We start from the raw sequence: 26667 nt of genomic DNA, 5'->3' as shown, positions 1-26667 counted from the left end.
AGGATTCTATAAACCGCAGGTAAATGTTATCCGAAGATTTCTTCTGCAATGTTAACAATCTCTCAACGAAAAAAGCAGCCTGTCAGAATAGTGACAGACTGCTTGGAACTCATTTATTCGTACATTTATGCTTCTTCTGTCAGGCGCAGGAATTCGTCGATGTCTGCCACAGCCAGGTCAACAGCTTTTTGCCAGAACTCAACTGTCGTCATATCCTCGCCGAGATGCTTCTTCGCCAAGTCTTCCACCATCAGGCGGCCCGTATCTTGGAGCAGTGCATCGTATTTCGGCGCGAAGCTCTCCCCTTCTTCAAGCGCACGCGCATAGACACTCATGCTGAACAAGTACCCGAATGTGTACGGGAAGTTGTAGAACGGGTACGACGTGATATAGAAATGTAGCTTGGATGCCCAGAAATGCGGCTCGTAATCTGCCAAAGCGCCGTTGTACGCTTGCTTTTGCGCGTCTTCCATGAGTCGGTCGAGATCAGCCGCACTAACGAGACCTTCTTTGCGCTTCTCATAGAAGTTTTTCTCGAAAATAAAGCGAGCGTGGATGTTCATGAAAAACGCGACGATGGATTGCAGCTTATCTTCCAAGAGCACCAGTTTTTCATCGTCATTGGCTGCATTTTTCACAGCAGCGTCAGCGAGGATCATCTCTGCGAAGGTCGATGCTGTTTCCGCTACGTTCATCGCGTAGTTTTGGTTAAGGGCGGGCAAATCCCACATGACTTGCTGATGATACGCATGCCCCAGCTCATGTGCCAGTGTGGATACATTACTTGCGCTTCCCGCATACGTCATGAACACGCGAGATTGTTTACTGACTGGGAAGCTCGTGCAGAATCCGCCTGGGCGCTTGCCAGAACGATCCTCTGCCTCGATCCAGCCCTCATCGAATGCCTTTTGGGCAAACTCAGCCATGCTTGGATTGAAGCGATTGAATTGCTCAACGATCAGGGCAGCTGCTTCATCGTAGGACACTTCTTTATGTACCTTACCGACCGGAGCACCTACATCGTACCAGCTCAGCTTGTCTACACCGAGCAGCTTTGCCTTGCGCTCCAGGTAGGCAACCAGACGATCTTTGCGATTGTCGATAGCCTGCCACATCGCGTCGAGTGTTTTTTCCTGCATCCGTCCAATATCCAGCGGCTCACGCAGGACGGAATCCCAGCCGCGATGACGGTACAGAGAGAGACGGAAACCACCCAAGTGATTCAGCGCTTGTGCGCACAGCTCCGTTTCCTTGCCCCAAGCTTCATTCCACTTTTCAAAAACATGAGAACGCACAGCACGGTCAGGACTGCTCATCAGGTTAGAAGCTTGCCCCACGGACAGCTGCTTCGTCTCCCCATTGACCTCAACCTCAATGCTCATACGTCCCACGACCGCATTGTACAAGTCTTGCCAAGCATGATAGCCGTCAACAGCTAAATCGTTTGCCAGCACTTCTTGTTCAGGCGACAGCTTTTCCTGTGCACGGCGGCGGCGCTCATTCAGCACAAAAGCAAGCGATTGCAATTCTTCGTCTGCCAACAAATTCTCCCATGCAGCCTCGTCGATAGCCAGCAGTTGTTCTTCCCATCGCGTCAATACTGCACCAAATGCAGCCGAGATGCTTTTTACACGCCCACCCATCAGCTTGGCAGGCTCATCCTTTACATTTTGAGCAGTCAGGCAGGAAATGAATGCACCTGCTTGTCTCACTCGCACGGCAATGCTTTGAACTTGAGCAACAACTTCCTTGAAAGCGGCTGTTTCATGCAAACCAGCGCCAGATTGCTCGAAACGCGCTTTCAGGTTCGCAATATCCCCTTCCACTGTCACTAAAAACGCCCGAAAATCCTCTGATTCACTGCCACCAGGAAAAATCACATCCATATCCCAGCGTTGCGGCAATGCTTTTGTCATATGTACCCCTCCTCAAAAACTCCTTCGATAAAAATATTTCTATAATAAGGTAGCTATTCCCTCCCCATTTATTCATATCGTTAAAAAAGCGACTGCCATGTAAGCAGTCGCTAGCTTTTCACACCTATTGAACAGGGATCGAAAACGTCTCCCCTTGTTTTTCAACAACAATCCTGTCCCTCTCGTCCCCCGCTGCTACCAACAGACGCTCGAACGGCTCATCAACTGGCTCACGCGATAGCACAAACGTATTCCAATGAATAGGCACCAGCCACTTGGCTTTGGTCTCCTTGAACATTTGCCATGCTTGCTCTGGCGTACAATGCGCTGCCTGATACGAGTCTGGCTTGTAGGCGCCAATCGGCATGAATACCAGATCGATTGGCCCGAATTGCTTCGGCAAATTTTCCATGGAGATATATGCGGTATCGCCGGGATAGAGGATGCGCACACCATTTTTCTCAATCATATAGCCGTTGTAGCCATACTCATGATTCCATGGAAAACGGTTGCCCCAATGTCGGACAGGAATCGCCGTAATCGTCAGTCCTTCTTTGGTTGTAACGGCCTCACCTGGCTGCATTTCCTCATGCGAACCAAATGGCATATGCTTGAACAGTTTGCTCGTCTGGTGCGCTGTAATGACATGTGTGGATCGATTCGCTATTTTCTGTAAGGTTGGCAGATCGACATGATCCAAATGGGCATGCGATAGCAAAATGATATCTACCTCGCCAAGTTCAGAAAAGTCGAGGGCAGGAGGTGTAAAGCGCTTGGGACCAAAATGGACACCTGCTAGATTAATCCCCAGCTTCTCGCCCAAAACCGGATCTGTCAGTATTTTCGTACCAAACATATTCAACAGAATCGTCGAGTGGCCGATCCATGTAAACGTAACCTCATCGTGACTCCAGTCGGCAGGCATTGGTTTTTTCGTATCCAGATGACGAAACTCCGGCTTCGGAAGCTGTCCCATATGGTACCAGTAGCGGTAAACCACATAGCCAATCAATCCGAGTGTGAGAACCCCCACTATGGAGCCTACCCATGTAAAAAAGTTGAGCATCAGACAACTCCCTTTATTCAACTGTGATTTCCCCATTATAGCAAAAGGCATCATTGCTGTAGCAAGCCTAAAAAAGCGGCAAACTGCTTTTTACGATTGCTTACTTCCTCCTGCCGGGCTTGCTATAATTGCTAGAGAAAAACGTAGAGAATCGAGGAGAACCCATGATCCTGCACAAGGGAGAAGTCCTGTTCCGACAAGGAGAAACAGGACCGCTCTACCATCTGAAGAGCGGTCTGTTAAAAATCGTTCGGGTACATGCAGACGGAGCATTGACGCTGGTCAACATCATCGTGCCAGATGAGATCATTCCGCATCATTCGTTGATGAGCCCGAATCCCTATTACGGGACAGCAATCGCACTCGTGACCTGTGAGATCGAAGTGCTGTCTGCCCCGGATTGGTATCGCCATCTGGATGACCATCCTGAAAAGTGTCGTGATATCGCACTACAGCTGCAAGGGAAGCTGAGGATGATGCAGCAGCGTATCGACCAATTGACCGAAGTCTCTCCTGCTGAAAAGCTTCGCAAGCTCCAGCTTTGGTTTCAGACATTCATTCCTGTCGCCTCGCTTTCGGAGTTGCTGACTCAGGATGAAATCGGTCAACTCATCGGACTTCGCCGCGAAACGGTAAATCGACTGCTGCGCGCTCAAGCTGCGAATCGCGAGTAAGCATACGCTTTTTTCGTGGTTGATTTTATGCCAAGGCCGCTGCCGGACCAAAAAACTCAAAATGAATATCTTCTGCTGGCACTCCCCATTCCAACAGAGCACCGTTGATCGTCTTCATGAATGGAATTGGACCACAGAAATAGTAGCTCGCCTCTTTTGTATCGATGACCTTTTGCAGCCACGGCAAGTCGATATATCCTTCTTTCTGGAAAGCACCGTTCAATCGATCCTGTTCGGTCGGCTGTGTATAGCACCAGTGAACAGAAAGCTGCGGATGTTTTGCGGCCAACTCCTCTACTGCTTGCTTCATGGCATGCACATTTCCGTTTTTGGCAGCGTGAATGAAGGTGATCGGACGGTCTGTTCCCGATTTGATCAGTGTGTTCAGCATGCTGATCATTGGGGTCAATCCAACACCACCACTGAGAAGCACAACCGGACGGCTGTCCTCTTGCTGCAAGATAAAATCTCCAGCCGGAGCAGACAACTGCAGACTATCTCCTTCCTTCACTTCCTCTGACAAAAAAACGGATACTTTTCCTGCTGGCTTATCCTGCATCGCGTCCTCGCGTTTGACAGAAATGCGGTAGTACGCATTCCTAGGTGCATCAGAGAGACTGTACTGGCGAATATGCGTAAATTGCTCGCCCGGTAATTCTACCTTGATGCTGACATACTGTCCTGGCTCATAGCTGGAGATCGGTTGACCATCCGCCGGAACCAGATAAAAGGAAGTGATTACGTCGCTTTCCTTCACCTTACGTTGGACGATAAACTCTCTGAAATCTACCCATCCTCCAGGCTGTCCGCTCGCCTCTTCATACATTTCGTGCTCTACACCGATGAAGGCATCCGCAATGACCCCATACGCTTCCGCCCACGCCTGTAAAATCTCGTCCGTAGCCGCATCCCCAAGTACGTCTTTGATTGCAGCTAGGAGATTTTCCCCGACGATCGGGTAGTGTTCGGCCTTCACTCCCAAACTGCGGTGCTTGTGTCCAATTTGCTTCACAACAGGCAAAATCGTTTCCAGCTTATCAATATATAAAGCCGCAGCATACACCGCATTTGCTAGGGCTGCTTGCTGTCTTCCTTGTTTTTGATTGGCGTGGTTGAAAATATGGAGAAGCTCAGGGTGCTTAGCAAACATCATTTGATAAAAACGTTTTGTAATGGCAGTTCCGTGCACCTCTAGTACAGGAACGGTTGATTTTATGATTTCAATGGTTTTTTGACTTAACATCGTAGAACCTCCTTGAAGTGCTTCGTTCTTTCTATATTTCAAGTGTACGGGAGGTTCATAGATACACATGTGATTCTAGTCACAGGAAATCGAAACGATTTGTGACAATTTCAAAACACCATAAGAAAAAGTCGTCCCCCAACCGTCTTGTTGCAAAAAAAATGATGACCATGATAGCATAGCAACCAATGGTTTGTTATTAAATTCCATCAAAAACAGTGAAGGTGAATGAATGCTAACCGTAAACCGAGATGACAAGCGTCCAATCTGGCAGCAACTGCTGGACCAAGCAATCCATAATATTACCTCTGGAAAATGGCAGCCAGGTGAATTGCTACTACCCTCCCGCGAACTCGCTTCTTTAATTGGCGTTTCCCGTTCAACCATACAGATTGTTTATGAGGAGTTATTCAGCCGCGGCTACACTGTCACCTCTCGCCGCGGTGGAACGAGAGTTAGCGAATGGATTTATGCAACTCGTCCTTCAGAGGATGCTGCGCCCGAAGGACCTGTCCCTCCCGAATTGCCTTTATTAAACGCTACAATCGGTCATTTGCACGGTTGGTTCGGGGACAAAGATCGTCAAAAGGTTGAGATCGATTTCAGTCCCCATGAGCCATATTTGGACGAGCATTTTCAAAAGATTTGGAGACGTTCGTTTTTACAGGCTTCCACAGAAACGAATCTGGACAGTTGGGCTTATGGCAATGCCTATGGATACCAACCGCTACGAGAACAAATTCAACGTTATTTGTCACTTGAACGGGGCGTTCATGTAAATATCGATCAAATCATGTTAACCTCAGGTGCACAGCATAGCATCGATATGATCGCCCAAGCCCTTTTACATGAAGGGGATACCGTTTCTGTAGAAGATCCTGGCTTCCCTGCCGCCTGGATGGCAATGAAGTATCGGCGTATGGAAGTTGTCTCCGTTCCAGTTAACGAGTACGGATTATGCGTAGACCAGATTCATCCGGGGTCCAAGCTTGTCTATGTCACGCCATCGCACCAGTGTGCGGTTGGAGTCATTATGTCGGAACCTCGCAGGCAACAATTGTTACACATGGCTACCGAGCAGCAGTTTTGGATTGTTGAGGATGATTACGATAGCGAATTTCGATATCGCGGCGACCCACTTCCAACCTTGTTCAGTCAGCGACCTCAGAACACATTGTATATGATGAGTTTTTCCAAAATGATTGCTCCCGGTATACGAATATCAGCAATCGTTGGTCCTAAGGAGGCTATTCGCCAGCTCGCCCAAGTCCATGAATTAACCTATCGGCATCTTCCGATTATGGAGCAATTAACGCTTACTCATTTTATTGAGCATGGTCATTTCATGCGCCATATGAGACGGGTTCGAAATGTATATCGGCGCAGACATGAAGCCATGACGAAGGCCATCATCACGACAGGACTCGGCGAACACTTCACACTAAGCGGCGTAGAAACGGGATTGCATATCCTTCTTGAAGCTGATCAATCGTTTGATGAAGAAGCCGCGACGATCCTCGCACTCGAAAATGGAATCCGTGTTTATCCGCTTAGCAAGTATTGTTTGGAAAGCGATCGAAAAGGATGGGTGCTGGGTTTTGCTAAAGTAGATGAATCCACCATTGAAGAAGGCATTTTTCGTCTTGCAGAGATTACACGGTTTTACCAGGTTTGAACATTTTTTCTTCTTCTATTGGATTTTCTTTCGCAGTGATATACTGTGGATCTATTCGGTACACCTGAACCGGACCACCGAATACTGCTGAACGGTATTTGTCTACGTGCTGCTTGGGTAAAGGCCGATTATAGTAGCCTGGCACATACTTATTCATCATTTCTTGTAACATGTGTGTAGCCTCATCCAGATCAACGATAGGCTCAGCTTTGCCAAAAATTATTACACTCATATACGCTGTGTCCGTCTTAGCTGGCACCGGATCAGTAATCGTTCCATATTCTTCACAAACCGTAAAACAGACCTCTGGATTAGCATCCACAACCTGATTTCTTCTCCCGCCGGTGGCACCATGGAAATAAAGCTTCCCATTTGTCCAAACAAAATTGAGCGGAACAACATACGGCAAATGACCATCGACCATTCCCAGATGTCCGATTCTAGCTTGCTGCAAAAATGTCTCAATCTTGCTCTTATCCAATACTTCTCTCATTTTGTAACGCACTCCATCCATTGTTATCACTCCTATTTTTTTGAAATATGCTGCAAGTTTATCAGCCATTGGAGTGAAGATATACGTCCAAAACCACCTGATTGAAGCAATCCATAAGCCATCGTCTAAAGCATGAGAAAACGAAAAAGCTGCCGGAACATCCCGGCAGCAGGCATTTTCTTATTACACCGTATGATTGATTAAATGGGCAATTTCTTTCACTCTCTCCATTGTAATTCCTTCTCTTTGCTCAACTGCAAGTGGATGATTCGTTTGTTCTAATTCTATTAAGGGAACCGCACCAACTTTTTGTGTATGTACCCATGTCTTTAAGGATAGGGTGGTTTCTGGATAGATGGAAAGTTCAGTCGATAACCAGCCAAAATAAGGTTCTTCATTTTCTCTTCCTTCTACGTGTAGCAATTCATTCGATCTCAAAAAGTTTTCTTCACTAAGAGAAACCCAAACACTCCATATAAATTTCTCAGTACTATCTATTATTGGTATTTCAATATGTCCTCTAATAAAGAAATGCTGTTCATCAATTACACAAAAGTCTTTTATTAATTCTGTTCGTTTCTCTTCTGGTACCATGTAAAAATAATGTGGCGCTTCTATTCCGTAACAGAAAGGAATTTCATTTAATTCGTTGTGACAGTGAGGGCATTTCATGTTATTTGCTCCTTATCGTTTCTCGCCGATTTTTTATTTACATTACCACATATTCATGACATGAATAATCTGTCAGCAAGTTTAATAGAATATGTCTCTATTAATGTACTCCCGGCGAATAGTTGCACGGTGCTCAATTATCAAGGCAATGCGGTTGCTCCACCCCCACATAAAAGAATGTGATACAAAAATTAATAATTATTCAAAAAGATAATATTTCGTAAAAAATGAAAATAACAGGACAAAAAGATGTAATATATAACATAGTTTTACAAATTTATACAAAGAATAGGTGATTCTGTTATGAAGAAACTGATTAAATCAACTCTTGTAACAGCTCTACTTTTAAGCAGTCTTTCGGTAGTGGGGGTGTCTGCGGAATCTGTTCGACCTTTAGAAATTGTGCCAAGTAACGGACATGGGGCTTCTACTGATAATAGCGGTACGATACAGCCATTAGGTAGAATCATAAGAGACACATTTACGTATGACGGAAGCGACAGCTGGACTTTCAATTTCGACGAGTGGGAACCGGGTGAGGAAGAGCTTCGAGTACACGTACAGAACTTGGGGGACATTGATATGAAGTACAAAGTTTCCATGCCATCCGGTAGGACTTGGTTTTCCGGCACTTTAAAACCTAACGAAAAAGTCGAGAACTCCCTCTATTTAGATGACCCCTGGGAATTTGGAGATTATAGATTGAACGTTTCCAATAGAAATGGCGTCCCGGGAAAAGTTAAACTTTCTGCAAGCTCCAATTAAGGAAGATAGAGAGGGTTCGAGTATAGCGCTCGACTCCTCTTTTTTTATTTTCTCATACATCAAGTTATAAAGTGATCTAGGCGATCTATTTTACATACCGCTCGTAGGTACTGGCGTATGACTGAAGGTGACAAAGGCGTTTGCCGCTGGCCTCGCACCGATCTGTACGAATGTGGTACTACTGTAGTCTGCGTATCCGTCGTTGGCTAAACGCGAACGTATCGATCAAACGCAGCTCAACATACTGGATAACAGATACCCGAGAAATCTACGCAGGTGACAGCAAAGAGGGTTCGGTTGAGTCTCTGTGCTTGTATCTAAAGTTATTGACTTATTGATATCCCCGATATCCCTGCATTCTACAAAAAAAGATCATCCCCAATCAAGCTGGAATGATCTCAATGTTTCTAATCAGTTTTGACAATGCCAAACGGAAACCCGTTCCCTTACAAAATTGACTATGTTGTCTATGTCATTAATATCGAAAAAGGGTAACCCCGGCTGACGCTTGTCCGTCCAACCTACGATCCCTACCAGATGAGTAACGATCGAGAAAAGCTCCTCATCTTCTGGCCTGCGAAGCAAAGCGAGCTTGGGATAGCCTTCACGCTTGAAGCCTTCTACCAAAACGAGCTGGGCCCCGGCATCTGCCAAGCGCTGGATCAGGACGGATAGCTCCTGCGGCTTTTGCTCCACGATGGCCGTTTTCGTTTTGGATGTGATCGCAACCAGCGAGGCTCCGGCTTCACGATAACGCCAAGTGTCCTTCCCTGGCTGATCCCACTCAAAATCGTGTCCGCCATCATGCTTGATGACCCCAACTCTTATCCCTGCTTTTTCGAGAATGGGAATGAGCTTGGTGAGCAGCGTCGTCTTGCCACTGTTCGAATAACCGACAATCTGCAAAACACAAGGTGGCTTGACCATCTGCTATCCCTCTCTTCGCCAGGTTGGGGTTGCATGCGTGAGCACATCAACCAGCTCTCCTGCTTTTTTCCCGCTTCCCCCGGCTGGTATGATCATAAAGCATTCGCTGTCCTTCAACGTCCCCAGATTCCCTGCCTTTTCATTGAAATCGGGGATTGCGTGCAAAACCCCGTCTTTTTCGAGCAGCTTCCCTCGCAGGTAACGCGGGTATGGGCAAGGCTTCGTATAATCGACGCCGAGTCTCGCCTTAATGACCTGTTGCACGACATGGGTTTCTCCCGAGATGCGACGAATGGCTGCTCGCGCAAATAACTCAAACCCGAGGAAGCAAGCACCCGGATTCCCTGATAGGGCAATCAAAGGCTTGCCCTCCATGAGCATGGCTGTCGTCGGACTTCCCGGACGTATTGCGATCCGGTTGAACAAAAGCTCCGCCTCAGGCTCATCTACTAAAGCCGCGATCACATCAAAATCCCCAACGGACACACCACCGCTTGAAATAACCAGATCCACGCCCCGCAAGCATTCACTGATTTTCTCCTTCGCCACCGACAGATCATCCGGCAATCTCGAAAACGAAACAGGGATGCCCCCTGCTTCGGCAATCAAGGCAGTTAGCATCACCGTATTACTGTTGCGAATTTTGCCTGGAGCAAGCGGCTGATCAATATCCAAGAGCTCGCTTCCAGTCGAAATCAGACCGACACGCGGCTTGCAGAACACCTCAACCTGCGAATAGCCAAACGTTGCCAAGCTGGCGAGAGTACCTGCGTTAATCCGTTCACCCGTTTTGGCAATGATCGTTCCTTTGGCCATCTCTTCACCTCGACGCGATACATTTTCCCCAGGCTTCATCTCTCGCTTGATCCGTACAGTATCCGCTTCTTCGGCTGGGTTGTGCGTTTGCTCAAACATGATGACCGCATCTGCACCCGCAGGCATCATCGCACCTGTCATGATCCGCGTCGCGTAGCCATTTGTCAATTCTCTAGTAGGTACTTGCCCGGCCGCAACCGTCTCTAGCACTGTTAGTGTAATCGGGTGGTCAACGGAGGCCCCAACCGTATCCGCAGCTCTCACGGCAAACCCATCCAGCGGCGAGCGGTCAAAGTGCGGCAAATCGTAAGTTGCACGTAGATCAGAGGCCAGTATCCGCCCGTATGCCTCCCCGATCTGCACTTGTTCCGTTCTCCCTGTTACTAATTTTGCCAAAAGCTTGCTCATCGCTTCCTCAACCGAGATTGTTTGTCGCGAAAAACGCATGGCTTGTTCCCCCTAATCTTGACCACCCATTGCTGCAGCTCGTCAGCCGACGTTTACTTCCAAATCTTCTACTTCTCTCTCCACGTATTTCAAATCTTTATTGGCGTGGAAAGTGTCCGCTTTTTCAACCTTCACGGCTGTATTGTATTCGGGAATACCTGCGTATGTCTCGTATACACCCTTCGGAATGAGTACGTTCCCTTCCGGCCAGTGTACTTGAATATTTCCGCGTCTGGTGTCCTCGAATTTGGCACGTCCTTGGAACGTTCCATATTTATTGTAAACGACGATATTTTCGCCTTCTGCAATGCGCAGTTCTTTTGCATCCTCTGCATTGATCAGGATATCATAACGGTCCGCATTGTTGAACGGGTCTTTCTTGCTATAAATCATCGAGTTGAACTGCTTACCGCGACGAGTCGTTACATAGAAGTGTCCCTCTGGCTTGTTCAAATCCGGAATCTCAATCGGAATCAGATTCGCTCGGCCATCCGGTGTCGGGCATACGCCGCCTTCACACAACCATGCACCGCCCCATTGGAAAACATCTCCGCGGTTTTTCAGATGCTGGATACCATCGTAGTTCGGATTCGCCAGGGCGATCTCTGCACGAATATCAGCTGCGCTTGAGAAATGCATCAGATGCTTTTTCTCCGGATTGACCCGTGCCGCCAGATCTACGTAAATTTCCCATTCCGAACGAGCTTCTTCAATTCGTGGCCCTTCCACTTCGGCACTGAAGTAAACCATACGCTCTGTACTTGTCGATGTACCGCCACCTGGCTGCTCGTAGCGTGTCATTGCAGGCAGTACGATGACTTCTTCCTTCGCATCCACCAGCGTAGATGTGTTGAAAATGATGTCCTGATGTACACGTACTTCTATACTCTCCAAGCATTTTTGCATGAAGTCCGGATCTGGCATCGTCTCCAGGAAGTTGCCGCCACTCGTATAGAACAATCTGGTCTTGCGCTCATGTCCATCTGGCAACACTGCATTTTCCAAAGAAATACCGACGATATCTCCTTGCCATTTCGGGATCGGGAAGTTCCAGAGCTTTTCAATGCGGTTCCATGATTTCTCTTCAAAATCTCCACCTGGCAGGCTGAACGGATCGGCACCCATTTCACCAGAACCTTGTACGCCGGAGTGTCCGCGAATCGGCATGAGACCAGTGTGCTTGCGACCCAAGAATCCACGAAGGACGGCCAGATTGGCTACTTGAGAAATATTGTCCGTACCGAATTTGTGCTGTGTCAGACCCATACTCCATACAAATACACCATTTTTAGAGTTAGCGAGCAACTCCGCGAATTCCTTGATACGCTCGCGGCTAAGACCGGAGGATTCTACGATCTTGTCCCATGATTCATTCATCACATGCTTGCGCAGCTCCTCAATTCCGTTCGCATGCTCCTTGATGAATTCATGATTGATCGCAGAACCTGGTTTGGCTTCCTCCATCTCGAACCAAATCTTCATCACGCCGTTCATGAATGCGATGTCGCCGCCAATATTCACTTGATAGAAATCGTCCGCAATCTTCGTTCCGAACAAAGCACTATCTGGTACAGATGGAATCCAGTACTTCTCCATCGCTGGCTCTCTGTACGGGTTGATCAGGATGATTTTCGTTCCTGCTTTTTTCGCAGCATACATGTACTTCGTCGATACAGGCTGGTTGTTACCTGGTACAGAGCCCCAGAATACGAGCACATCAGTACCGATCCAATCCTGATAGTTACAGCTCGACGCACCAATTCCAACCGAACGCTTCAGTGCTGTCTTACTCGGCGAGTGGCAAATACGTGATGCATTGTCGATGTTGTTGGTTCCGAGGAAACGAGCCATTTTAGCTGCCGTGTAGTATACCTCATTCGTAATCCCACGAGCGGTCAAGAAAAAGGCCAGTTGTTTCGGACTGATGTTTTTGATTTTTCTCGCGATGCGGTTTAACGCTTCATCCCAACTAATGCGAGTGAACTTGTTTTCGCCAGGCTTTCTTGAAAGCGGATACGGAATTCTTCCCAGCTTGCGCAGTTCTTCGCTGGACAGCTTACGTAGCGCATTTACGTCTTCAAACCATTTGGCATCCATGGCAGGCATGGTATTGAGACGCAGTACGTTAAGTCTCGTGGTGCACAAATGCGGACCAGTCAACGTCTGATCGTAGAGACCAGATACGCCGAGAGCGCAGCCATCACATACCCCTTGGGTCAAAATGCGATAGGCATACCCCAAATTATCGCGATTGTCATAGGCCACCTTCATCGTATCGCGAATGTGATGCGGCTTGATTTTTCCGAGTCCCATCGGCATCAGTGAAGCCCATAAGGAAGGCTTCCACGAAGTATCCAGCTTAATTGGTCCGCCATGCTTGGTCTTGCCCATTTCTTTTATCTCCCCTCTAATAAACTCCATTGAGACGAAAAAACCACCATGAAACCGTCCCTTGTCCTATAGGAAAAGAGCGTGTTCACGGTGGTTGTCTACGGCAGGTTCGCTACCTAGTCTCAACTTCGTGTTTGCTTTCGCGAATTCCGTTACGTCTAAGCCGGTGAACAGGAACGCTGCTTCGTTTAGACTTACGGTTCGTTTTTCATCTTCTTTTCGATGTCTTGATCAAAAACAAAGATCGACATTCCAAAATCCCGTTCAATGTCAATATCGACGAATAGATCAACGAGTTTTGCTCCAAGAAACGCTTCCATGTCAACTGGCTGGTGTTTCCGATAGATCTCTTTGACCATTTCGGTTCGGGCAGCTCGTAATGTCTGCTTTCCGTCTTCCGAAGTGGCGATGAACTTTTCCACCGGAGAAAGGTTGCCTTCCATCTCGCAGATCGCCCAGTTCTTGCAGAACGTGGTGCTGATCTTGCTCGGTCCCTTTCCCATATGGCGCTTTCGGAAAGCCCTGACCAAATTACTGAATTCTGCTTCGAACTTATTCATCGAGGAAAATCACCTTTACTTCAAATCATTCTCTTCTTAAACTTTACCATTGATTAACTAGCCAATTCAACAGACTTTTCTCTTTGTATGGCTTCTTCCTTCAGTTTTTTGATATCCAGACGGACTAATAGCGAGATCACCAGAGCGACAACGAACATTCCTGCGAAAACACTCATCGTTCCTGTATAGCTTTCTGTCGTCTTGCGAACCCATGCTGCAAAGATCGGTCCTGCTAAGCCAGCAGCAGCCCATGCTGTCAGAATATAGCCGTGAATCGCGCCCAATTGCTTCGTTCCAAACAAGTCACCGATGTAAGCCGGAATGGATGCAAAGCCACCGCCGTAACAGGTCATAATGATGAACATCGCAACCATGAAAAGGATTGGATTGGACATATTCGGCAACAGGAAGAACAGTACCATTTGGATAGCAAAGAAAGCTGTGTACGTATTTGGTCGTCCAATGAAATCAGACAGAGACGCCCAGCCGATTCGTCCACCACCGTTGAACAAGCCGTTTAGCCCTACCATCAGAGCTGCTGTTCCGACAGACATCCCCACCATTTCTTGCGCCATCGGCGATGCTACCGAAATAACAGCGATTCCACATGTCACATTGATAAATAGCATCAGCCATAGCAGGTAAAAACGGCGTGTCTTGATTGCTTCGTTGGCAGTTAATTGGCACAAATCTTTTTTGATTTGCTTGCTGCCAACTGTTCCCTCAGCGGAAAATCCAGCCGGCACCCAGCCTTTTGGAGGTGGAGCTAAATATTGAGCCGAAGCCAACATCACAACAAAATAAATAATGCCCAAAATATAAAAGGTGTTCGCGATTCCTACATTGGCAATCAAAGCGTTCATAATCGGACTAGCAATCATGGAAGCAAAGCCGAAGCCCATAATGGCAAGACCTGTCGCTAAACCACGGCGATCTGGAAACCATTTGACCAAGGTCGATACTGGCGTAATATAGCCTACACCAAGACCGATACCACCTAGCACTCCATAACATAAGTACAGCAGAGGCAAGCTGCTCAATTGAATCGCCAAGCCAGCCCCGACAGTTCCTATTCCGAAAAAGATAGATGCGAGAATACCAGCTTTACGCGGGCCGTGCTTTTCGACATAATGACCGAGGAAGGCAGCAGACAGTCCCAAGAACAAGATCGCAATGCTGAACGTAAATTGAACGTCTGGCAAGTCCCAGCCAAACTGCTCGGTAATTGGCTTGGTGAATACACTCCAGGCGTATACCGACCCAATCGAGATGTGGATGCCTACCGCAGCCAACGCGATGAGCCAGCGGTTTTTCACTTTTTGTTCCAAATCATTCATCTCCTTTGTAATGGTCTTTAGCATACTGTGGATCCATCAGCAGCCTTCTCGAAAAAAAGAAAAACTGCTGATTTCACCGACTCACCCAAGTCTCCTATAAACGGAAACAAGGGCTACGATGAAACACAGCAGTTAATCATCAGCAGGAACGCTACATCAGCATCAACAAGCATTGTGTTCACTATGTAATTCGCTGCAAGGCTACAAAATAATCGGTGGCAGGGTCGCTGCTCCGTGTCAATCTGTCCTTACGCTATGAATACATGGAAAGACGAAAATTTTATGACACTTTTCATCTCACATAGTATACTACCATGTAAGCGTTCACTCGACAATATTTTCCTCACAAAATAGCCATGAAAACTTCATAATTTCGACAAAAAGGAGGCCCGTATGTCTGAGCTAACCATCACTACCCGATTGCCCGTGTTGAAAATTTCGGCTGACCAACATGGCTGGGAAGACGACGAAATCGTTACAGAGTACCCCCTCACGATTTTCCTCAATGATGAAGAATTCGCTACAATCGTATGCACCCCGGCCGACCTGGAAGAAATGGTCATCGGTTTTCTCGCAGCCGAAGGCGTCATCAAGGGCTACTCGGAAATCAAACAGCTTACGATTAATGAGGCCCAAGGGTTTGCTTACGTTGATTTGCATAAAGAAACGATTTTGTCGCAGAGCTTTTACTCTAAACGCAGAATTACTTCCTGCTGCGGAAAAAGCAGACAATCCTTTTACTTTTTTAGCGATGCGCGCACAGCAAAGCCCGTTGAAAGCATAACAACTGTCACCCCAGCTCAATGCATGCACCTGATGAAGGAATTGCAAGCGTCGTCTGAGATCCACCGCCAAACAGGTGGCGTCCACAATGCAGCCCTCTGTACACCAGATGAAGTTTTGCTTCAGTTCTCCGATATCGGGCGTCACAATGCTCTCGACAAGATCTATGGGAAATGCTTGCGAGATAACATTTCCACCACGGACAAAATTCTAGTATTTAGTGGACGCATCTCGTCTGAGGTGCTGCTCAAGGCTGCCAAGATTGGTGCTGGCATCATTTTGTCCAAGTCCGCTCCAACTGACCTCGCCCTGCAATTGGCAGATGAGCTGAAGCTCACCGCAGTCGGTTTTATCCGCAATGATAAAATGAACGTGTATACACAAGCAGAGAGAATCCTCCTACCTTAAAGGAGGAATCAAGCAAAAGCGGGACAAGCTTAGTGCCTTCCCGCTTTCCTATGTTTTTCTCATCTGTTTAATCCCAAAGCCCGAGTTGACCTCTCGGGCTTTTGTTTTTTGTACGTAGAATTTTTATTTGCAGCAGCAATGTTTCTTTTTGTGATGCTTGCAGTGGTCGTCGTCATCATCTTCGTCCTCGTCATCTTCTTCATCTTTGTCTTTGTCTTCGTCCTCTTCTTCATCATCATCTATGTCATGCTTCTTACAACAGTGGTGGTCAAGTTTTTCAAAGCATTTGCAATCATGGCGTTTATAGCAACAGCAGTGATCGTGGCAATGTTCATGCTTTTTGCAGCAGCAATGTGGCTCATCGTAATGACTGTGTTTTTTGCAGCAGCAGTGAGGCTCGTAGTAATCGTCGTGTTTCTTGCAGCAGCAGTGGTCGGCGTAATAGTTGTCGGTTTTTTTGCAACAGCAGTGGCGACCGTCATACTTGTCGTGTTTTTTGCCGCAACAGTGGTGGGCGTGTTTGTCGGGTTTTTTGCAATAACAGTGGTGACCGTGGTGTTTACCTTGTTTTTTACATTTTCTTGTCATTGCGCTCTCCCTCCTTTCGTCAGCCATCACTACTATTCATACGGTTTGTCCAGAGAAACGCTTGTATGATAGCCCTCTATGAAAAGCCCCTTTTTTCCAAACAAAAAACAGGACACGTCTCAAGCATGTCCTGTCTTTCTGCGTTTTTCTTCACTTTTTGCCTGTTCGTATTCTTCAGGTGTGTTGACATTAAATACAGCCCAAGGGTCCAACCATTCATCTGGCAAGGGCAACACACGCAGTTCATCTAAAGTCCGCATCACTCTTCGCTGTCCATTCAATAGCGCCTGCTCCCAATTACTCTGTGTTCTCCGATGGTACACTGCACATAATGGATGGATTCGTCCCTCTGATTGGGCGACAATCACATCCCAATCGTTGCTCTCCCTAGCAAATTCAATGAGTTTGGCTATTTGTACACGATCCATAAAAGGCAGGTCGCAGGACAACACCAGCAAAGCATCCTCTGAGCTTACGCGAAAAGCAGTAACCAGCCCACTTACAGGACCGCAGGATGGTACCAGATCAGGTGTGATTGTGACGGGCTGTTCATCAATTTGTTCCTTTTGTGTCACTTGAGTGCCCGAAAAATCGCTCGTTACAATGAAGCAAGACAAGCCAACCGCCTGTACTTCCTTTATCAGTTCTGTTAAAAAGGTTCCGTCCCTCCACGGCAATTTTTGCTTTGGCGAGCCCATTCTGCTGCTTTTTCCGCCCGCTAAAATAACCGCACCGATACGCAGCTGCTGCATAAATTTCCTCCCGGGTGTTGACAATAATCCTTATTAGTTTATAATAAGTTTAAACAAATAATAATTATAAATAAGGAGAGATTCTCGATGGAAAACACACTCTACAGCGTTCTAAATAAACAAGTGGCGAACTGGACAGTCCTCTATACGAAACTACACAATTTTCACTGGAATGTAAAAGGACCGCACTTCTTTACACTCCACGTAAAATTCGAGGAATTGTACAACGAAGCAGCAGCGAATCTCGATACCCTCGCTGAACGAGTCCTCTCCATCGGTGGAAAGCCTGTAGCGACTTTGGCTGCATGTCTGAACACAGCAAGCATCACTGAAGCAGAAGGAAACGAAACAGCTGAGCAAATGGTAGAAACGATCGCGAGAGACTTCTCCATTCTCGTAGACGAACTGAAGCTAGCTATGGAAACGGCAGACCAAGCCGACGATGAAGGGACAGCCGATATGCTGTTGGGAATCCGCAGCAGCCTTGAAAAACACATTTGGATGCTCAAGTCCTTCTTACAATAAGCATGTAAATCAATAGACACCAAAAGGCGATTGTGCATAGGCACATCGCCTCTTTTTGGGTCTTCCCGTGAAACTGCCTTTTGCCCCCTAGTTACCTAGAGCTAGAGTGAAAAAATCAGTTTCCGCCCGTCCTTTTCTACTTTTACTTGGGGCAAATACTTTAAAGACTTCTGTACACCAATGTAGGGACTAGCAAACTCTACCTGGTGCCGTTCTTTCAACACGGAGCAGAGATCAGCCAATGACATTGGAGACATTGCTTCCCGTAACAGGTTTTCGATGTGCTTCGCAACTTCCACATAATCATGACGAATGTGCGCCTTTCTCACTTTCATTCGCTTCATCAAGTCATCTGAAAATTCCTCTGTTGATATAGCTACATCGTCTGGGTTTTCTTCGTCTCCGATCCCGACTTCGTTATCCAGCTCGCGAATGCGGCTCAAAAGCTGCTTGATGTCAGCTCCCAACTGCTTGTCCTGATCGACATACTGTCGACGCAGTGCCATACGCTGTTCTAGCATGGCCTGCAATGTCATTTGTAACGCTTTCCGTTCGTTAAACATTGCGTTATGTATTCCCCTTTTCGCAAAAAGTAGAATGATGGAATTATATCCAATGATAATATAATTCTCACTAATTGGAAACGGGGGAATTTAAGTGGCAAAATCCTCAACGTAAAGACGGGACTATTTTCCCATTCATCTTTCCAGCCGATTTTAAGCTGCCTTTTCCTCACTCAATCGATCCGTAATCACTGCAATCGCACCGTCACCCGTTACGTTACAAGCGGTACCAAAGCTATCCTGCGCGATGTACAGAGCAATCATCAACGAAGTCAACGTGGTAGTAAATCCAAGCATGGTCTCCATCAATCCGAGTGCTGCCATCACAGCCCCGCCCGGCACACCTGGTGCTGCGATCATTGTTACGCCCAGCATCAAGATGAATGGAAACATCACACTAAAGGATGTCGTCATGTCATGTAGCATCATGACTGCCATGGAACAGCTGACAAGCGTAATCGTGCTTCCGGAAAGATGGATCGTTGCACAGAGTGGAACGACGAAGTCCGCGATTTTTTCGCTCACACCGTTTTTCTTGGTCTGATTGAGTGTCACAGGAATGGTGGCCGCAGATGATTGTGTTCCAATCGCTGTGAAGTAAGCGGGAAGCATATTTTTTATCAGCGTGAATGGGTTTTTGCGTCCCATCTGGCCTGCTATCATGTACTGCACGAACAAATAGAATAGATGCAAGACGATAATCATGACGAAAACTTTCACGAATACGGACAAAATCATGGTGACTTGTCCACCATAGGTCAGATTGGAAAATACAGACAGGATATGTAAGGGAAGCAACGGGATAATGACGGAAGCGATCAGCTTCTCGACGATATCTCTCAAGTCTACCATCACATTTTGCAAGGCATTCCCTTTGATGACAGTCGCTCCAAGACCAAGGGTAAAGGCGAGCAACAATGCTGTCATCACACCTACAATCGGCGGCATGTCCACGGTAAAGAATGGCTTCACCAGTGCTTCCTCCGGGTTGGCATACTGATTCACCAGTCCACCTACCTCAAGAATGTGTGGAAAAATACTCGCACTGACCCAATAAGCAAGCGTTCCTGCAAGGATCGTCGACAGGTAAGCAACCCCTGTGGTTACCCCAAGCAAACGCCCTGCCCCTTTGCCCAGCTCACCGATGCCTGGCGCGATAAATCCAATGATAATCAACGGAATCGCAAATCCGAGGAAATTTCCAAACAGGCCACTAAATGTAGCCAATCCTTTCACGACCCAAATCGGCGAAATAGAGCCAATCCCGACCCCAAGGACAATGGCGACCAGGATTTTGGGTAGTAAACCTAGATTTTTCATTATTATTGAACCTCCGTTAAGTATTAATAAAATATATCCACACGGAATGGACTCTGTCTCTTTTGCACGGACTAATGAATAACAAGGTAACACATTCGGGATGAGATTGTCATGAATCATAAAAAAGTAATAATATTCAAATGAAAGAAAAACCCCCAATGAGCGTTGCTTACTCACTTGGGGGAACGATTTTATTTGGCGCAAAGCACCTGGCGAAATTCCTCTTCGATGTCTGCCAATACGCGCATAGCATTCGCTAGCTCCTGCTCATTCTTTTCCACGATCAGTGTGTGACAACGTCCAAATTGCTTCGCCTGCCTCTCTTTAATTGCCGCAAGCTCTGGCGCATGCTTCGAGAAAAACACAGCGAAATCCATGGCTCGCCTCGCCCCTAATTGGAAAGCAAAATAGGAGAGATGACCAGTTTCTGCTGGGGTGAGCCCGCCCTCCTCTTCGATCCGTTTCACTACCCGCAAGATCGCTTCCTTTCCGTATAAGACCGAAGCGTTTGGTTTTGCCGATGCACTTTCCTGATAAATCCCTTGGAATAAACGAAGGGCATTCGCAGCTTGTTCCTCCTCTGACGGACTGCCTACACGCTTTGGTGCTGTCCAGTAGTGGTAAGAAAAGAGGCGATCGAAGATTTTTTCGGCTTTCCATGCCAAGACAAACTGGGACAATGGCAAGCTCACAAAAGGGAATCCTGCCGGATCATGCAGGTAGATTTCTTGCTCATCCATCCTGTACGCGAGAATAAAATGGTCAGCTCCTCCCAAATAAGCAGCATTGGGATTATACGTCAAGTAGCCCATGTCAAGTGGTCCGAGCAAAACCGGTCCTTGTTCCACGTCACGCCGTAATTCTTCCAATGGTGGCTCTCCCTCAGCATCCGCTGACTTTTCCGTCCAGCGAAATCCTAGTAGCTCCAACGCATGACTTACACCACGATCTGGAATCTCTTGTCCGAAATAAATGACTTTCTGCTCCTCATGCCACATCGCCCCGATACCTACGCCAGAGAGTACTTCAAGTACAGAAGGCGATACCTTCTCCCCAATTGTCTCCAAAAGCATAGCTGAAGAATTTGCGTAGCAGTACGCGCCACTTCCGATGTACGGTAACATGCTTTTCTCCCTCTTTCTCGTCAATGTATGGCTTACCTATCATTGACTTCGGGGCGCATGCTTTTCTGACAACGCTTTGCAAAACGCTTCTAGTTATGACATTTTCTCGACTCCGTATGCCGACCGACAATACTGGACCACCTGCTGTTCGATGCGCATGTTTGGAAAAACTCTCTCTTACGCGAAATATTTTTTGAAAAACTCCATCTTCTCACTCACGAAAGCATCATCCGAATCGATGCTACCCATGATATGAGGATCATGCATGCACAGCCCCATTAGCCACAATTGGCGAATGCCTGTCATGAGCGACACCGCTTCCTGATCGTTTTCAGATAAGGGACGAACCTCGGTATATCCTTTTAGAAAAGCATTCCATAGCGATTCCACCAGTTCCTCATCTTCCTCGATCAATATTCGGCTCAGCTTGAAAGCAGCCAGATCATACGCCCTCCAGCCATACCCGCACAGGTCGAAATCAAAGTGGGTATAGGTGTTGTCCTCACAAAAGTTCGTATTAAAATTCCCTTGAAGGTCTCCGTGACAAATCCCCCAGTCGAGTCCGGCACGGATGTGCTCGTTTAGCTTGGCTTCCAGCTCCATCGCCAGTCTTTGGAGAAATTGAAAATCTTCCTTCCGATGCTGTAGACGTGGCTCGATGATGGCTAACGGGCGATGAATCAGTGTCTTGGCGTCCCACACCTCGCGAGCTTGCTGTGTGGAAAAGCCTTCTGCTTTGACATGCAGCTCCGCAACGGCTCTGCCGAATCGTTCGCTCAGTTCCTCGGTATCCATTTCTTGCTCCTTGCCCTCAGCAAAAGTGAACAACGCACCAAAGCGATTGCCCTCTGCTGCTTGCAGTCTCAAGACATGCTTTCCTGAGCCGTCTGCAATTGGCACAGATACAGGTACTCCTTGTCTATTCAAATGGAGCAACAGCTCTATCTCGAACGCAACTGCTGCTTCCTCTGTTCGCCAATCACTGCGGTACAGTCTGAAAATTCGTTTTTGATCGATCGTCTTCACGAGATACGTATCGTTCATGCCTCGAAGCATGTAGTGAACGGATTGTATTTGTTCGGTTGGATATGCTTCCTGAAGTACTTTCTGTAATGCTTTTTCACAGATGGTTGAGTAGACGACGGGTACATGCATAGTCATGCTGCTCCTTTTTTGCCAAGTATTGGTGAGTTATTATGGAAGACGTGTGAATCGGGAAAAGGACACAACAAAAAAAGGACCTTGAAGGGCTAATGGCCGATCAAGGTCTGGTACAGGCTGCAACGATTTGTCCCCCTTGCTGAATAAGCTCTTCCAGGTATCGGGCAACATAAGTAATGGATTTGTATTCGTCACGCTCATCAGAAGGTTTGATGTCAAAACGAGTTATTTCCTCACTTTTCCCTTGATCTCTCGCAATTCTTCGAGGATCAGATCGTACTTGTCGCTGTATTTGTCCAGCAAATCCTGTAGTCGCCCCTCGCGCTCGCGATTTGCCTTCATAATATAAAACAACAACCAGACAAACAAAGCAGCAAATGGCCCTTGCTGAAGTAATACGGTTGTTACTTGATCTTCCATGTTTGATCTCCCCTTTTGTCACAGTACAGAACGAGTGTCCCCGCATCGTTCTTATCTGTATTTTGTACAAAGGGCTTGTACATAATTCGTTGGAGACAAAATTTTTATCCATACTTTTCTTTTTCCTTCTCATTTAGTACAATAGACTTGTACATCCTCACAGGAAGGACTGGCACGCTCATGCTATCTCAGCGCTTACGCACAGCTCGTAAGACAAAAGGTCTGACCCAGGAAGAGTTGGCAGAGCATGTCTGCACGACCAAGGGGACGATCAGTAACTACGAGAATAACCACAGCACACCACCGAATGACATGCTGCGGCAATTGGCTGATGTGCTGGACGTCACGACCGATTGGTTGTTGGGCCGCACAGATGAAGTCACGGCTTATATTCTCCCAGCAACAGGAGAAACAAATCATCGTTCGTTGGACGAGCTCTTGCAGGAAAAGATCGATGACCCCGACGACTACTATTTCCTAGACGGGTATCTGGACGCCTCAGAAGAGGAGAAAAAAGAAATTCGCCGCTACTGGTACGACTTGAAGAAACAGTGGAAAGTCCGTAAAGTACGCGAGGAACGCCCTCCTTCTTTGTTTGACATCACGGAAGACATCAAAAAAAAATAACCCCAGTACGGGGTTTTCTTTTCAATCCAAAACAGAACGTACGTTCTTTACCATTCATCTAGGAGGTCCTTAATGCTTCACTCCCTTTTGCAAGAAATCTGCGAACCGCAAACATGGCTCGAGAGTCGCGTGTACTTGTTGCTTCAACATCACGGCATCGATTCGCCCGAACAAATCGATCTGCATCTGCTGTGCGAGACGTACGGTATCGAGATCCATCGCATTTGCGGCAGGAGTCGTACACACGCGCACCCCTTTGCGCCGGGACGTTATGTCATTGCGGTGGACGAGCGCCTCGATCTGGCAACCCAGCGGGTAAAAATTGCGCATGAACTCGGACATTTGCTTCTTCACGAAGGCATTCAGCCCCAGAGCAGCGAATGGATGATTGACTGGCAAGAATCGCAGGCAAATCATTTTGCCGAGCATTTGCTGCTTCCCATTTACATGATGAGCCCCCTTTTGGCCGATTGCTCGCGATACAACGCACCGGCTGTGTTGGCTCAGCGTTTTCAGGTGCCGATGCCTCTTGCCCGTGCCCGTTTTGAGCGCATACTGAGCCGTATGTATGCCAAAGGTTTTCCTGTCTATGGGTAAATGACGACATTATTTTTATGGAGGCGATACCTGATGAAACGAGTCTTTATTGCTGGTGATGCATACACGACTCATTTTTTTGATCTCGCCTTGGAACAAGACGAGGAGCTGTCGCTGTTACCCTCTTTGCAGGTAGCCAGCTATCACGTGGCCCGCTTTGCTCTCATCATGCAAGATGACGGCCTTAGTGGTCTCGGTATTTTTCCTGGAGACGCCCTCTTGATCTCAGACTTTTCGATGGAGCCTGTAAAAGACAGACCTGTGTTGATCCGACAGGAAGGGCAGTTCCTTGTGCGCATCGCAGCAGACGTCAATCCATTGGAATGTCTGTTTACAACCACACGCGAGCAAGACACGCCCATGCTACTCCCCTCGGAAAATATTCGCATTACAGGTGTTGTATCCGGTATTATTCCACGTTCATCATCGTGACATCATTAAGCAGCCAATCCTTGATTGCTGCCACCGTTTGCTGCCACTGCTCCTGCGGAGTAATGGCAGCGGGCTTGTCACCCTCCTGCGATCCATAGCTTCCGAACTGGGAGTGGTTTCCCCCTTCTATCGTCATGTACACCGTACGCTCCGGCAAATATTGCTTGCTCTCCTCAAACCTTTCCATATTAATCACACCGTCGCGAGACCCGAGCAAAGACAGCACAGGCAAATTCACCTTCTTTAGGTTCCCCTGACTGTTCGGATACGCTCCCAGTAAAAACACGCCGTTGATTCGGTCCGGGTGGTTTGCTGCGAATTGAGCTGCCATAGTACCACCGAGCGAATGTCCTCCGATGACAAACGTTTTATTCGGGTACGCCTTTAATACTTGTGTGGCTCTCGTCATATCACTTACAGCCAAATTCAGCGGCATTCGTGCGAGAAAAACATGGTAGCCGGAGCCTGCCAAGGAACGGGCAATCGGTGCATAGCTCTCCGGTTTGACGAGTGCTCCCGGATATAAGATGAGTCCCGGTTCGCGTGACTCCCCACCTTGGAAGATAATCCAGTCATTCGTATCCATGACCGTTATCCCTTCACCGCCTTGCATAGCCGTTAGTGCTGCCTGATCGGGCTGATATGGCTGCAAATACCATATAGCCAGACAAATCGCTGCAAGTGTCACCAATACGAGTGCCTGGAACCATTTTTTACGCGCTTGACTCATCCTACCCACCTCGTTTCCGCCCCTATGTATGATGCTACTTATTATGTCTCAAACACGCTGCACATGTGCATAAATTGTAAATCTCGACATTTCGTGGTGTTGACGAACTGATTTTTACATAGTAGTATTCAAGCACACTACTCAATTTTCACCAGAAAGAGAAGGGATGGAAGATGTCATGAATATACAAGATGTGCGATTTTGCGAGGAACTGGTAAGAAGTGCTGGAATGGAGCTGCTAGTGGAATTTGAAAAAGGTGCGCCCTGCCACAGCAAGGAAGCAATGGCTAAACGCTTTGAAGAGGTGAATCCCGTGGTTGAAGCTCGATTAAAGCGCTCATTATCCGAGCGGTTCCCCACCTATCAATTCTCTGACGCCGAATTCGATCTGGGTGCACAGGAAAAGCCTGAATTCACAAGTCCTTATTGGGTGATAGATGCAATCGATGGAGCCGTTCACTTTCTACAAAAAATGCCGATGTGGGCTACTTCCCTCTGCCTGATTGACGGAGGACGCACGGTTGTTTCTTTTGTCTATGATCCATGCCGTGATGAACTGTTTACAGCAATTGACGGGCGTGGAGCTTTTTTAAACGGACAAAAAATTAGTATCTCATCCAAATCGCTGCTGAGTGAGTGCATTCTAGGGACGCTCTTTGCTTCCTCCGAGCCGATGAACCTCTTGGTCGGAAAGTATACAGCAAATTCCTTGACGCGAGTGATGCCAGAAGCTTTTGCCATCCGCATGCAAGGCGCGGTATCACTCCATCTGGCCTATGTGGCGTGCGGACGACTCGACGGTTACTGGGAATACGGTGAAGGGGTGTATGATTGGCTGGCTGGTGCTCTTTTGGTCCAGGAAGCCGGAGGCAAAATTACGGATACACAGGGGAACGATTTTTGCTGGAAAAGCACAGGCGTCGTAGCAGCAGGCTCGACCATCTACCCTCAGCTGATCCAATTGACCCCAGCTTCATAACGAACAGATAAAAAGGGTGAGCCTATGCGGCATCACCCTTTCTCCTTTTTCCGCTCACGAAAACGGCGTACCTTCATCAGGTTTCCGCACATTTTGTCATCGCACCAGCGGCGCACCCGGTTGCGGCTTTCATCATAAAACACCCAGCGGCAATCCTCGTTGTCACATATTTTGATTCGCTCCAGATGCTGCGGGGCAAGCAGCTCGGCGAAAGAAGCCGCAATTTGTGCCATGACGAGGGGCCAGCCCTCTGCTTGACTGGATTGCTTTTGCCTGTAGCCGCCCTCCTCATCTACATACAACACCTGTGTATGAAAAGGGGCGAGAGCCAACACTTTGTTCAATTCCGCAAGGTCCTCCTCTTGGAATCGGTCTCCACGGACAACGGCTTCCAGCATACGTCTCAAACGCTCCCGCAATTGCAAAAGAGACGCGGCATACGCCTCATTCATCGGCAGCGGAGCGGTTAGGTTGTATGTTTGCAAAAAGGATGACAGCCATTCCTGGTTCTCTAGGCGATTTTCCCAACGACCAGAACCGCGCCAATCCCGCCAATCACTATTTAAAAAATCGATACAAAGCCAGTCCATGTCATCCACTCTCCCTGACGAAACCCTTCATTTTTCTCTCTTGTATGACCATACAGGATATGGTAATCTTTATTCGTAACTACCGT

The 26667-nt window shown here is 47.4% G+C and carries 28 protein-coding genes; 10 read left to right on the top strand and 18 right to left on the bottom strand.

All coding sequences use genetic code 11. The annotated features are described in order from the left end of the window. Positions 1 to 125: 125 nt before the first annotated feature. Positions 126 to 1916, bottom strand: a complete 1791-nt coding sequence (locus tag ODZ53_RS10355) for a M3 family oligoendopeptidase (protein ID WP_372676867.1) — start codon at positions 1914 to 1916, stop codon at positions 126 to 128. Positions 1917 to 2040: 124 nt separating this feature from the next. Continuing rightward, positions 2041 to 2982 carry an MBL fold metallo-hydrolase gene (locus ODZ53_RS10350; protein ID WP_372676866.1) on the bottom strand — a complete coding sequence of 314 codons (942 nt, stop codon included), beginning with the start codon at positions 2980 to 2982 and terminating at the stop codon, positions 2041 to 2043. A gap of 164 nt (positions 2983 to 3146) precedes the next feature. Between ODZ53_RS10350 and ODZ53_RS10345 the strand changes: the two genes are divergently transcribed. Next, the gene (locus tag ODZ53_RS10345) at positions 3147 to 3656 is read left to right on the top strand and encodes a Crp/Fnr family transcriptional regulator (RefSeq protein WP_007722490.1); all 510 of its coding nucleotides are present in this window, start codon (positions 3147 to 3149) and stop codon (positions 3654 to 3656) included. A gap of 25 nt (positions 3657 to 3681) precedes the next feature. Here ODZ53_RS10345 and hmpA read toward each other — a convergent pair whose 3' ends face one another. Further along, the gene (gene hmpA / locus ODZ53_RS10340; protein WP_372676865.1) at positions 3682 to 4899 is read right to left on the bottom strand and encodes an NO-inducible flavohemoprotein; all 1218 of its coding nucleotides are present in this window, start codon (positions 4897 to 4899) and stop codon (positions 3682 to 3684) included. Between the two features lie 232 nt (positions 4900 to 5131). Here hmpA and pdxR point away from each other — a divergent pair, with 232 nt between their 5' ends. After that, the gene (gene pdxR, locus ODZ53_RS10335; protein ID WP_372676864.1) at positions 5132 to 6574 is read left to right on the top strand and encodes a MocR-like pyridoxine biosynthesis transcription factor PdxR; all 1443 of its coding nucleotides are present in this window, start codon (positions 5132 to 5134) and stop codon (positions 6572 to 6574) included. On the opposite strand, the gene ODZ53_RS10330 is transcribed toward pdxR, so the two are convergent. Beyond that, on the bottom strand, positions 6552 to 7088 hold the full coding sequence (locus ODZ53_RS10330; RefSeq protein WP_372676863.1) for a pyridoxamine 5'-phosphate oxidase family protein: 537 nt from the start codon (positions 7086 to 7088) through the stop codon (positions 6552 to 6554). The two genes, pdxR and ODZ53_RS10330, sit on opposite strands and share 23 nt — an antisense overlap. 162 nt (positions 7089 to 7250) lie before the next feature. Beyond that, a complete protein-coding gene (locus ODZ53_RS10325; RefSeq protein WP_372676862.1) occupies positions 7251 to 7739 on the bottom strand; it encodes a DUF2199 domain-containing protein in 489 nt (162 codons plus the stop codon). A gap of 303 nt (positions 7740 to 8042) precedes the next feature. On the opposite strand from ODZ53_RS10325, the gene ODZ53_RS10320 reads away from it, so the two are divergent. Then, positions 8043 to 8504: a hypothetical protein gene (locus tag ODZ53_RS10320; protein ID WP_106778502.1), complete on the top strand. Its 462-nt coding sequence runs from the start codon at positions 8043 to 8045 to the stop codon at positions 8502 to 8504. Positions 8505 to 8915: 411 nt separating this feature from the next. Here ODZ53_RS10320 and mobB read toward each other — a convergent pair whose 3' ends face one another. The 5 genes from mobB to ODZ53_RS10295 all read right to left on the bottom strand — a co-directional run bounded on the left by mobB (position 8916) and on the right by ODZ53_RS10295 (position 14973). Beyond that, complete coding sequence (mobB, locus tag ODZ53_RS10315) at positions 8916 to 9431, bottom strand: molybdopterin-guanine dinucleotide biosynthesis protein B (RefSeq protein ID WP_372676861.1); 516 nt, start codon at positions 9429 to 9431, stop codon at positions 8916 to 8918. A gap of 3 nt (positions 9432 to 9434) precedes the next feature. Beyond that, entirely contained in the window at positions 9435 to 10694 is a 1260-nt protein-coding gene (locus tag ODZ53_RS10310) for a molybdopterin molybdotransferase MoeA (RefSeq protein ID WP_372676860.1), read from the bottom strand. Between the two features lie 42 nt (positions 10695 to 10736). After that, positions 10737 to 13085 carry an FdhF/YdeP family oxidoreductase gene (locus ODZ53_RS10305; protein WP_012684865.1) on the bottom strand — a complete coding sequence of 783 codons (2349 nt, stop codon included), beginning with the start codon at positions 13083 to 13085 and terminating at the stop codon, positions 10737 to 10739. A 194-nt stretch (positions 13086 to 13279) separates the two neighbouring features. After that, on the bottom strand, positions 13280 to 13645 hold the full coding sequence (locus tag ODZ53_RS10300) for a Na-translocating system protein MpsC family protein (protein ID WP_012684864.1): 366 nt from the start codon (positions 13643 to 13645) through the stop codon (positions 13280 to 13282). Between the two features lie 53 nt (positions 13646 to 13698). Then, complete coding sequence (locus ODZ53_RS10295; RefSeq protein ID WP_306299212.1) at positions 13699 to 14973, bottom strand: L-lactate MFS transporter; 1275 nt, start codon at positions 14971 to 14973, stop codon at positions 13699 to 13701. 402 nt (positions 14974 to 15375) lie between these two features. Here ODZ53_RS10295 and fdhD point away from each other — a divergent pair, with 402 nt between their 5' ends. Together fdhD and ODZ53_RS10285 are read left to right on the top strand one after the other, a co-directional pair. Beyond that, complete coding sequence (gene fdhD, locus ODZ53_RS10290; RefSeq protein WP_372676859.1) at positions 15376 to 16173, top strand: formate dehydrogenase accessory sulfurtransferase FdhD; 798 nt, start codon at positions 15376 to 15378, stop codon at positions 16171 to 16173. A 108-nt stretch (positions 16174 to 16281) separates the two neighbouring features. Continuing rightward, on the top strand, positions 16282 to 16830 hold the full coding sequence (locus tag ODZ53_RS10285) for a hypothetical protein (RefSeq protein WP_372676858.1): 549 nt from the start codon (positions 16282 to 16284) through the stop codon (positions 16828 to 16830). Between the two features lie 50 nt (positions 16831 to 16880). Here ODZ53_RS10285 and mobA read toward each other — a convergent pair whose 3' ends face one another. Continuing rightward, positions 16881 to 17513 (bottom strand): molybdenum cofactor guanylyltransferase, encoded by a 633-nt coding sequence (gene mobA / locus ODZ53_RS10280; protein WP_372676857.1) that lies wholly within the window; start codon positions 17511 to 17513, stop codon positions 16881 to 16883. A gap of 87 nt (positions 17514 to 17600) precedes the next feature. Between mobA and ODZ53_RS10275 the strand changes: the two genes are divergently transcribed. Continuing rightward, on the top strand, positions 17601 to 18038 hold the full coding sequence (locus ODZ53_RS10275; RefSeq protein ID WP_372676856.1) for a Dps family protein: 438 nt from the start codon (positions 17601 to 17603) through the stop codon (positions 18036 to 18038). A gap of 101 nt (positions 18039 to 18139) precedes the next feature. On the opposite strand, the gene ODZ53_RS10270 is transcribed toward ODZ53_RS10275, so the two are convergent. From ODZ53_RS10270 to ODZ53_RS10250, 5 genes are all read right to left on the bottom strand, one after another. Beyond that, positions 18140 to 18601: a hypothetical protein gene (locus ODZ53_RS10270; protein WP_372676855.1), complete on the bottom strand. Its 462-nt coding sequence runs from the start codon at positions 18599 to 18601 to the stop codon at positions 18140 to 18142. A 153-nt stretch (positions 18602 to 18754) separates the two neighbouring features. After that, positions 18755 to 19921: a dicarboxylate/amino acid:cation symporter gene (locus tag ODZ53_RS10265; RefSeq protein ID WP_372676854.1), complete on the bottom strand. Its 1167-nt coding sequence runs from the start codon at positions 19919 to 19921 to the stop codon at positions 18755 to 18757. 191 nt (positions 19922 to 20112) lie between these two features. Continuing rightward, positions 20113 to 21045: a hypothetical protein gene (locus ODZ53_RS10260; protein ID WP_372676853.1), complete on the bottom strand. Its 933-nt coding sequence runs from the start codon at positions 21043 to 21045 to the stop codon at positions 20113 to 20115. Between the two features lie 177 nt (positions 21046 to 21222). Continuing rightward, positions 21223 to 22206, bottom strand: a complete 984-nt coding sequence (locus ODZ53_RS10255) for a homoserine kinase (protein ID WP_372676852.1) — start codon at positions 22204 to 22206, stop codon at positions 21223 to 21225. Between the two features lie 225 nt (positions 22207 to 22431). Next, positions 22432 to 22626, bottom strand: coding sequence for a BhlA/UviB family holin-like peptide (locus ODZ53_RS10250; RefSeq protein ID WP_012684855.1), 195 nt, complete (start codon positions 22624 to 22626; stop codon positions 22432 to 22434). A gap of 180 nt (positions 22627 to 22806) precedes the next feature. Here ODZ53_RS10250 and ODZ53_RS10245 point away from each other — a divergent pair, with 180 nt between their 5' ends. The 3 genes from ODZ53_RS10245 to ODZ53_RS10235 all read left to right on the top strand — a co-directional run bounded on the left by ODZ53_RS10245 (position 22807) and on the right by ODZ53_RS10235 (position 24282). After that, positions 22807 to 23253, top strand: coding sequence for a helix-turn-helix domain-containing protein (locus tag ODZ53_RS10245; protein ID WP_041749275.1), 447 nt, complete (start codon positions 22807 to 22809; stop codon positions 23251 to 23253). 72 nt (positions 23254 to 23325) lie between these two features. After that, positions 23326 to 23850, top strand: coding sequence for an ImmA/IrrE family metallo-endopeptidase (locus tag ODZ53_RS10240; protein ID WP_372676851.1), 525 nt, complete (start codon positions 23326 to 23328; stop codon positions 23848 to 23850). Positions 23851 to 23883: 33 nt separating this feature from the next. Further along, positions 23884 to 24282, top strand: coding sequence for a hypothetical protein (locus tag ODZ53_RS10235; RefSeq protein WP_372676850.1), 399 nt, complete (start codon positions 23884 to 23886; stop codon positions 24280 to 24282). Here ODZ53_RS10235 and ODZ53_RS10230 read toward each other — a convergent pair. Then, on the bottom strand, positions 24260 to 25012 hold the full coding sequence (locus tag ODZ53_RS10230) for an alpha/beta fold hydrolase (protein WP_012684851.1): 753 nt from the start codon (positions 25010 to 25012) through the stop codon (positions 24260 to 24262). The genes ODZ53_RS10235 and ODZ53_RS10230 overlap by 23 nt on opposite strands. Positions 25013 to 25190: 178 nt before the next feature. On the opposite strand from ODZ53_RS10230, the gene ODZ53_RS10225 reads away from it, so the two are divergent. Then, positions 25191 to 25991 (top strand): inositol monophosphatase family protein, encoded by an 801-nt coding sequence (locus ODZ53_RS10225; protein WP_372676849.1) that lies wholly within the window; start codon positions 25191 to 25193, stop codon positions 25989 to 25991. A gap of 32 nt (positions 25992 to 26023) precedes the next feature. On the opposite strand, the gene ODZ53_RS10220 is transcribed toward ODZ53_RS10225, so the two are convergent. After that, a complete protein-coding gene (locus ODZ53_RS10220) occupies positions 26024 to 26581 on the bottom strand; it encodes a CGNR zinc finger domain-containing protein (protein WP_173606444.1) in 558 nt (185 codons plus the stop codon). Positions 26582 to 26667 lie beyond the last annotated feature (86 nt).

This window comes from Brevibacillus sp. BD137, from assembly GCF_041644655.1.
GTDB classification, from domain to species: Bacteria; Bacillota; Bacilli; order Brevibacillales; family Brevibacillaceae; genus Brevibacillus; species Brevibacillus brevis_D.
Note: the sequence above shows the minus strand (reverse complement) of the source record. Positions and strands in the feature narration are given on the sequence as shown.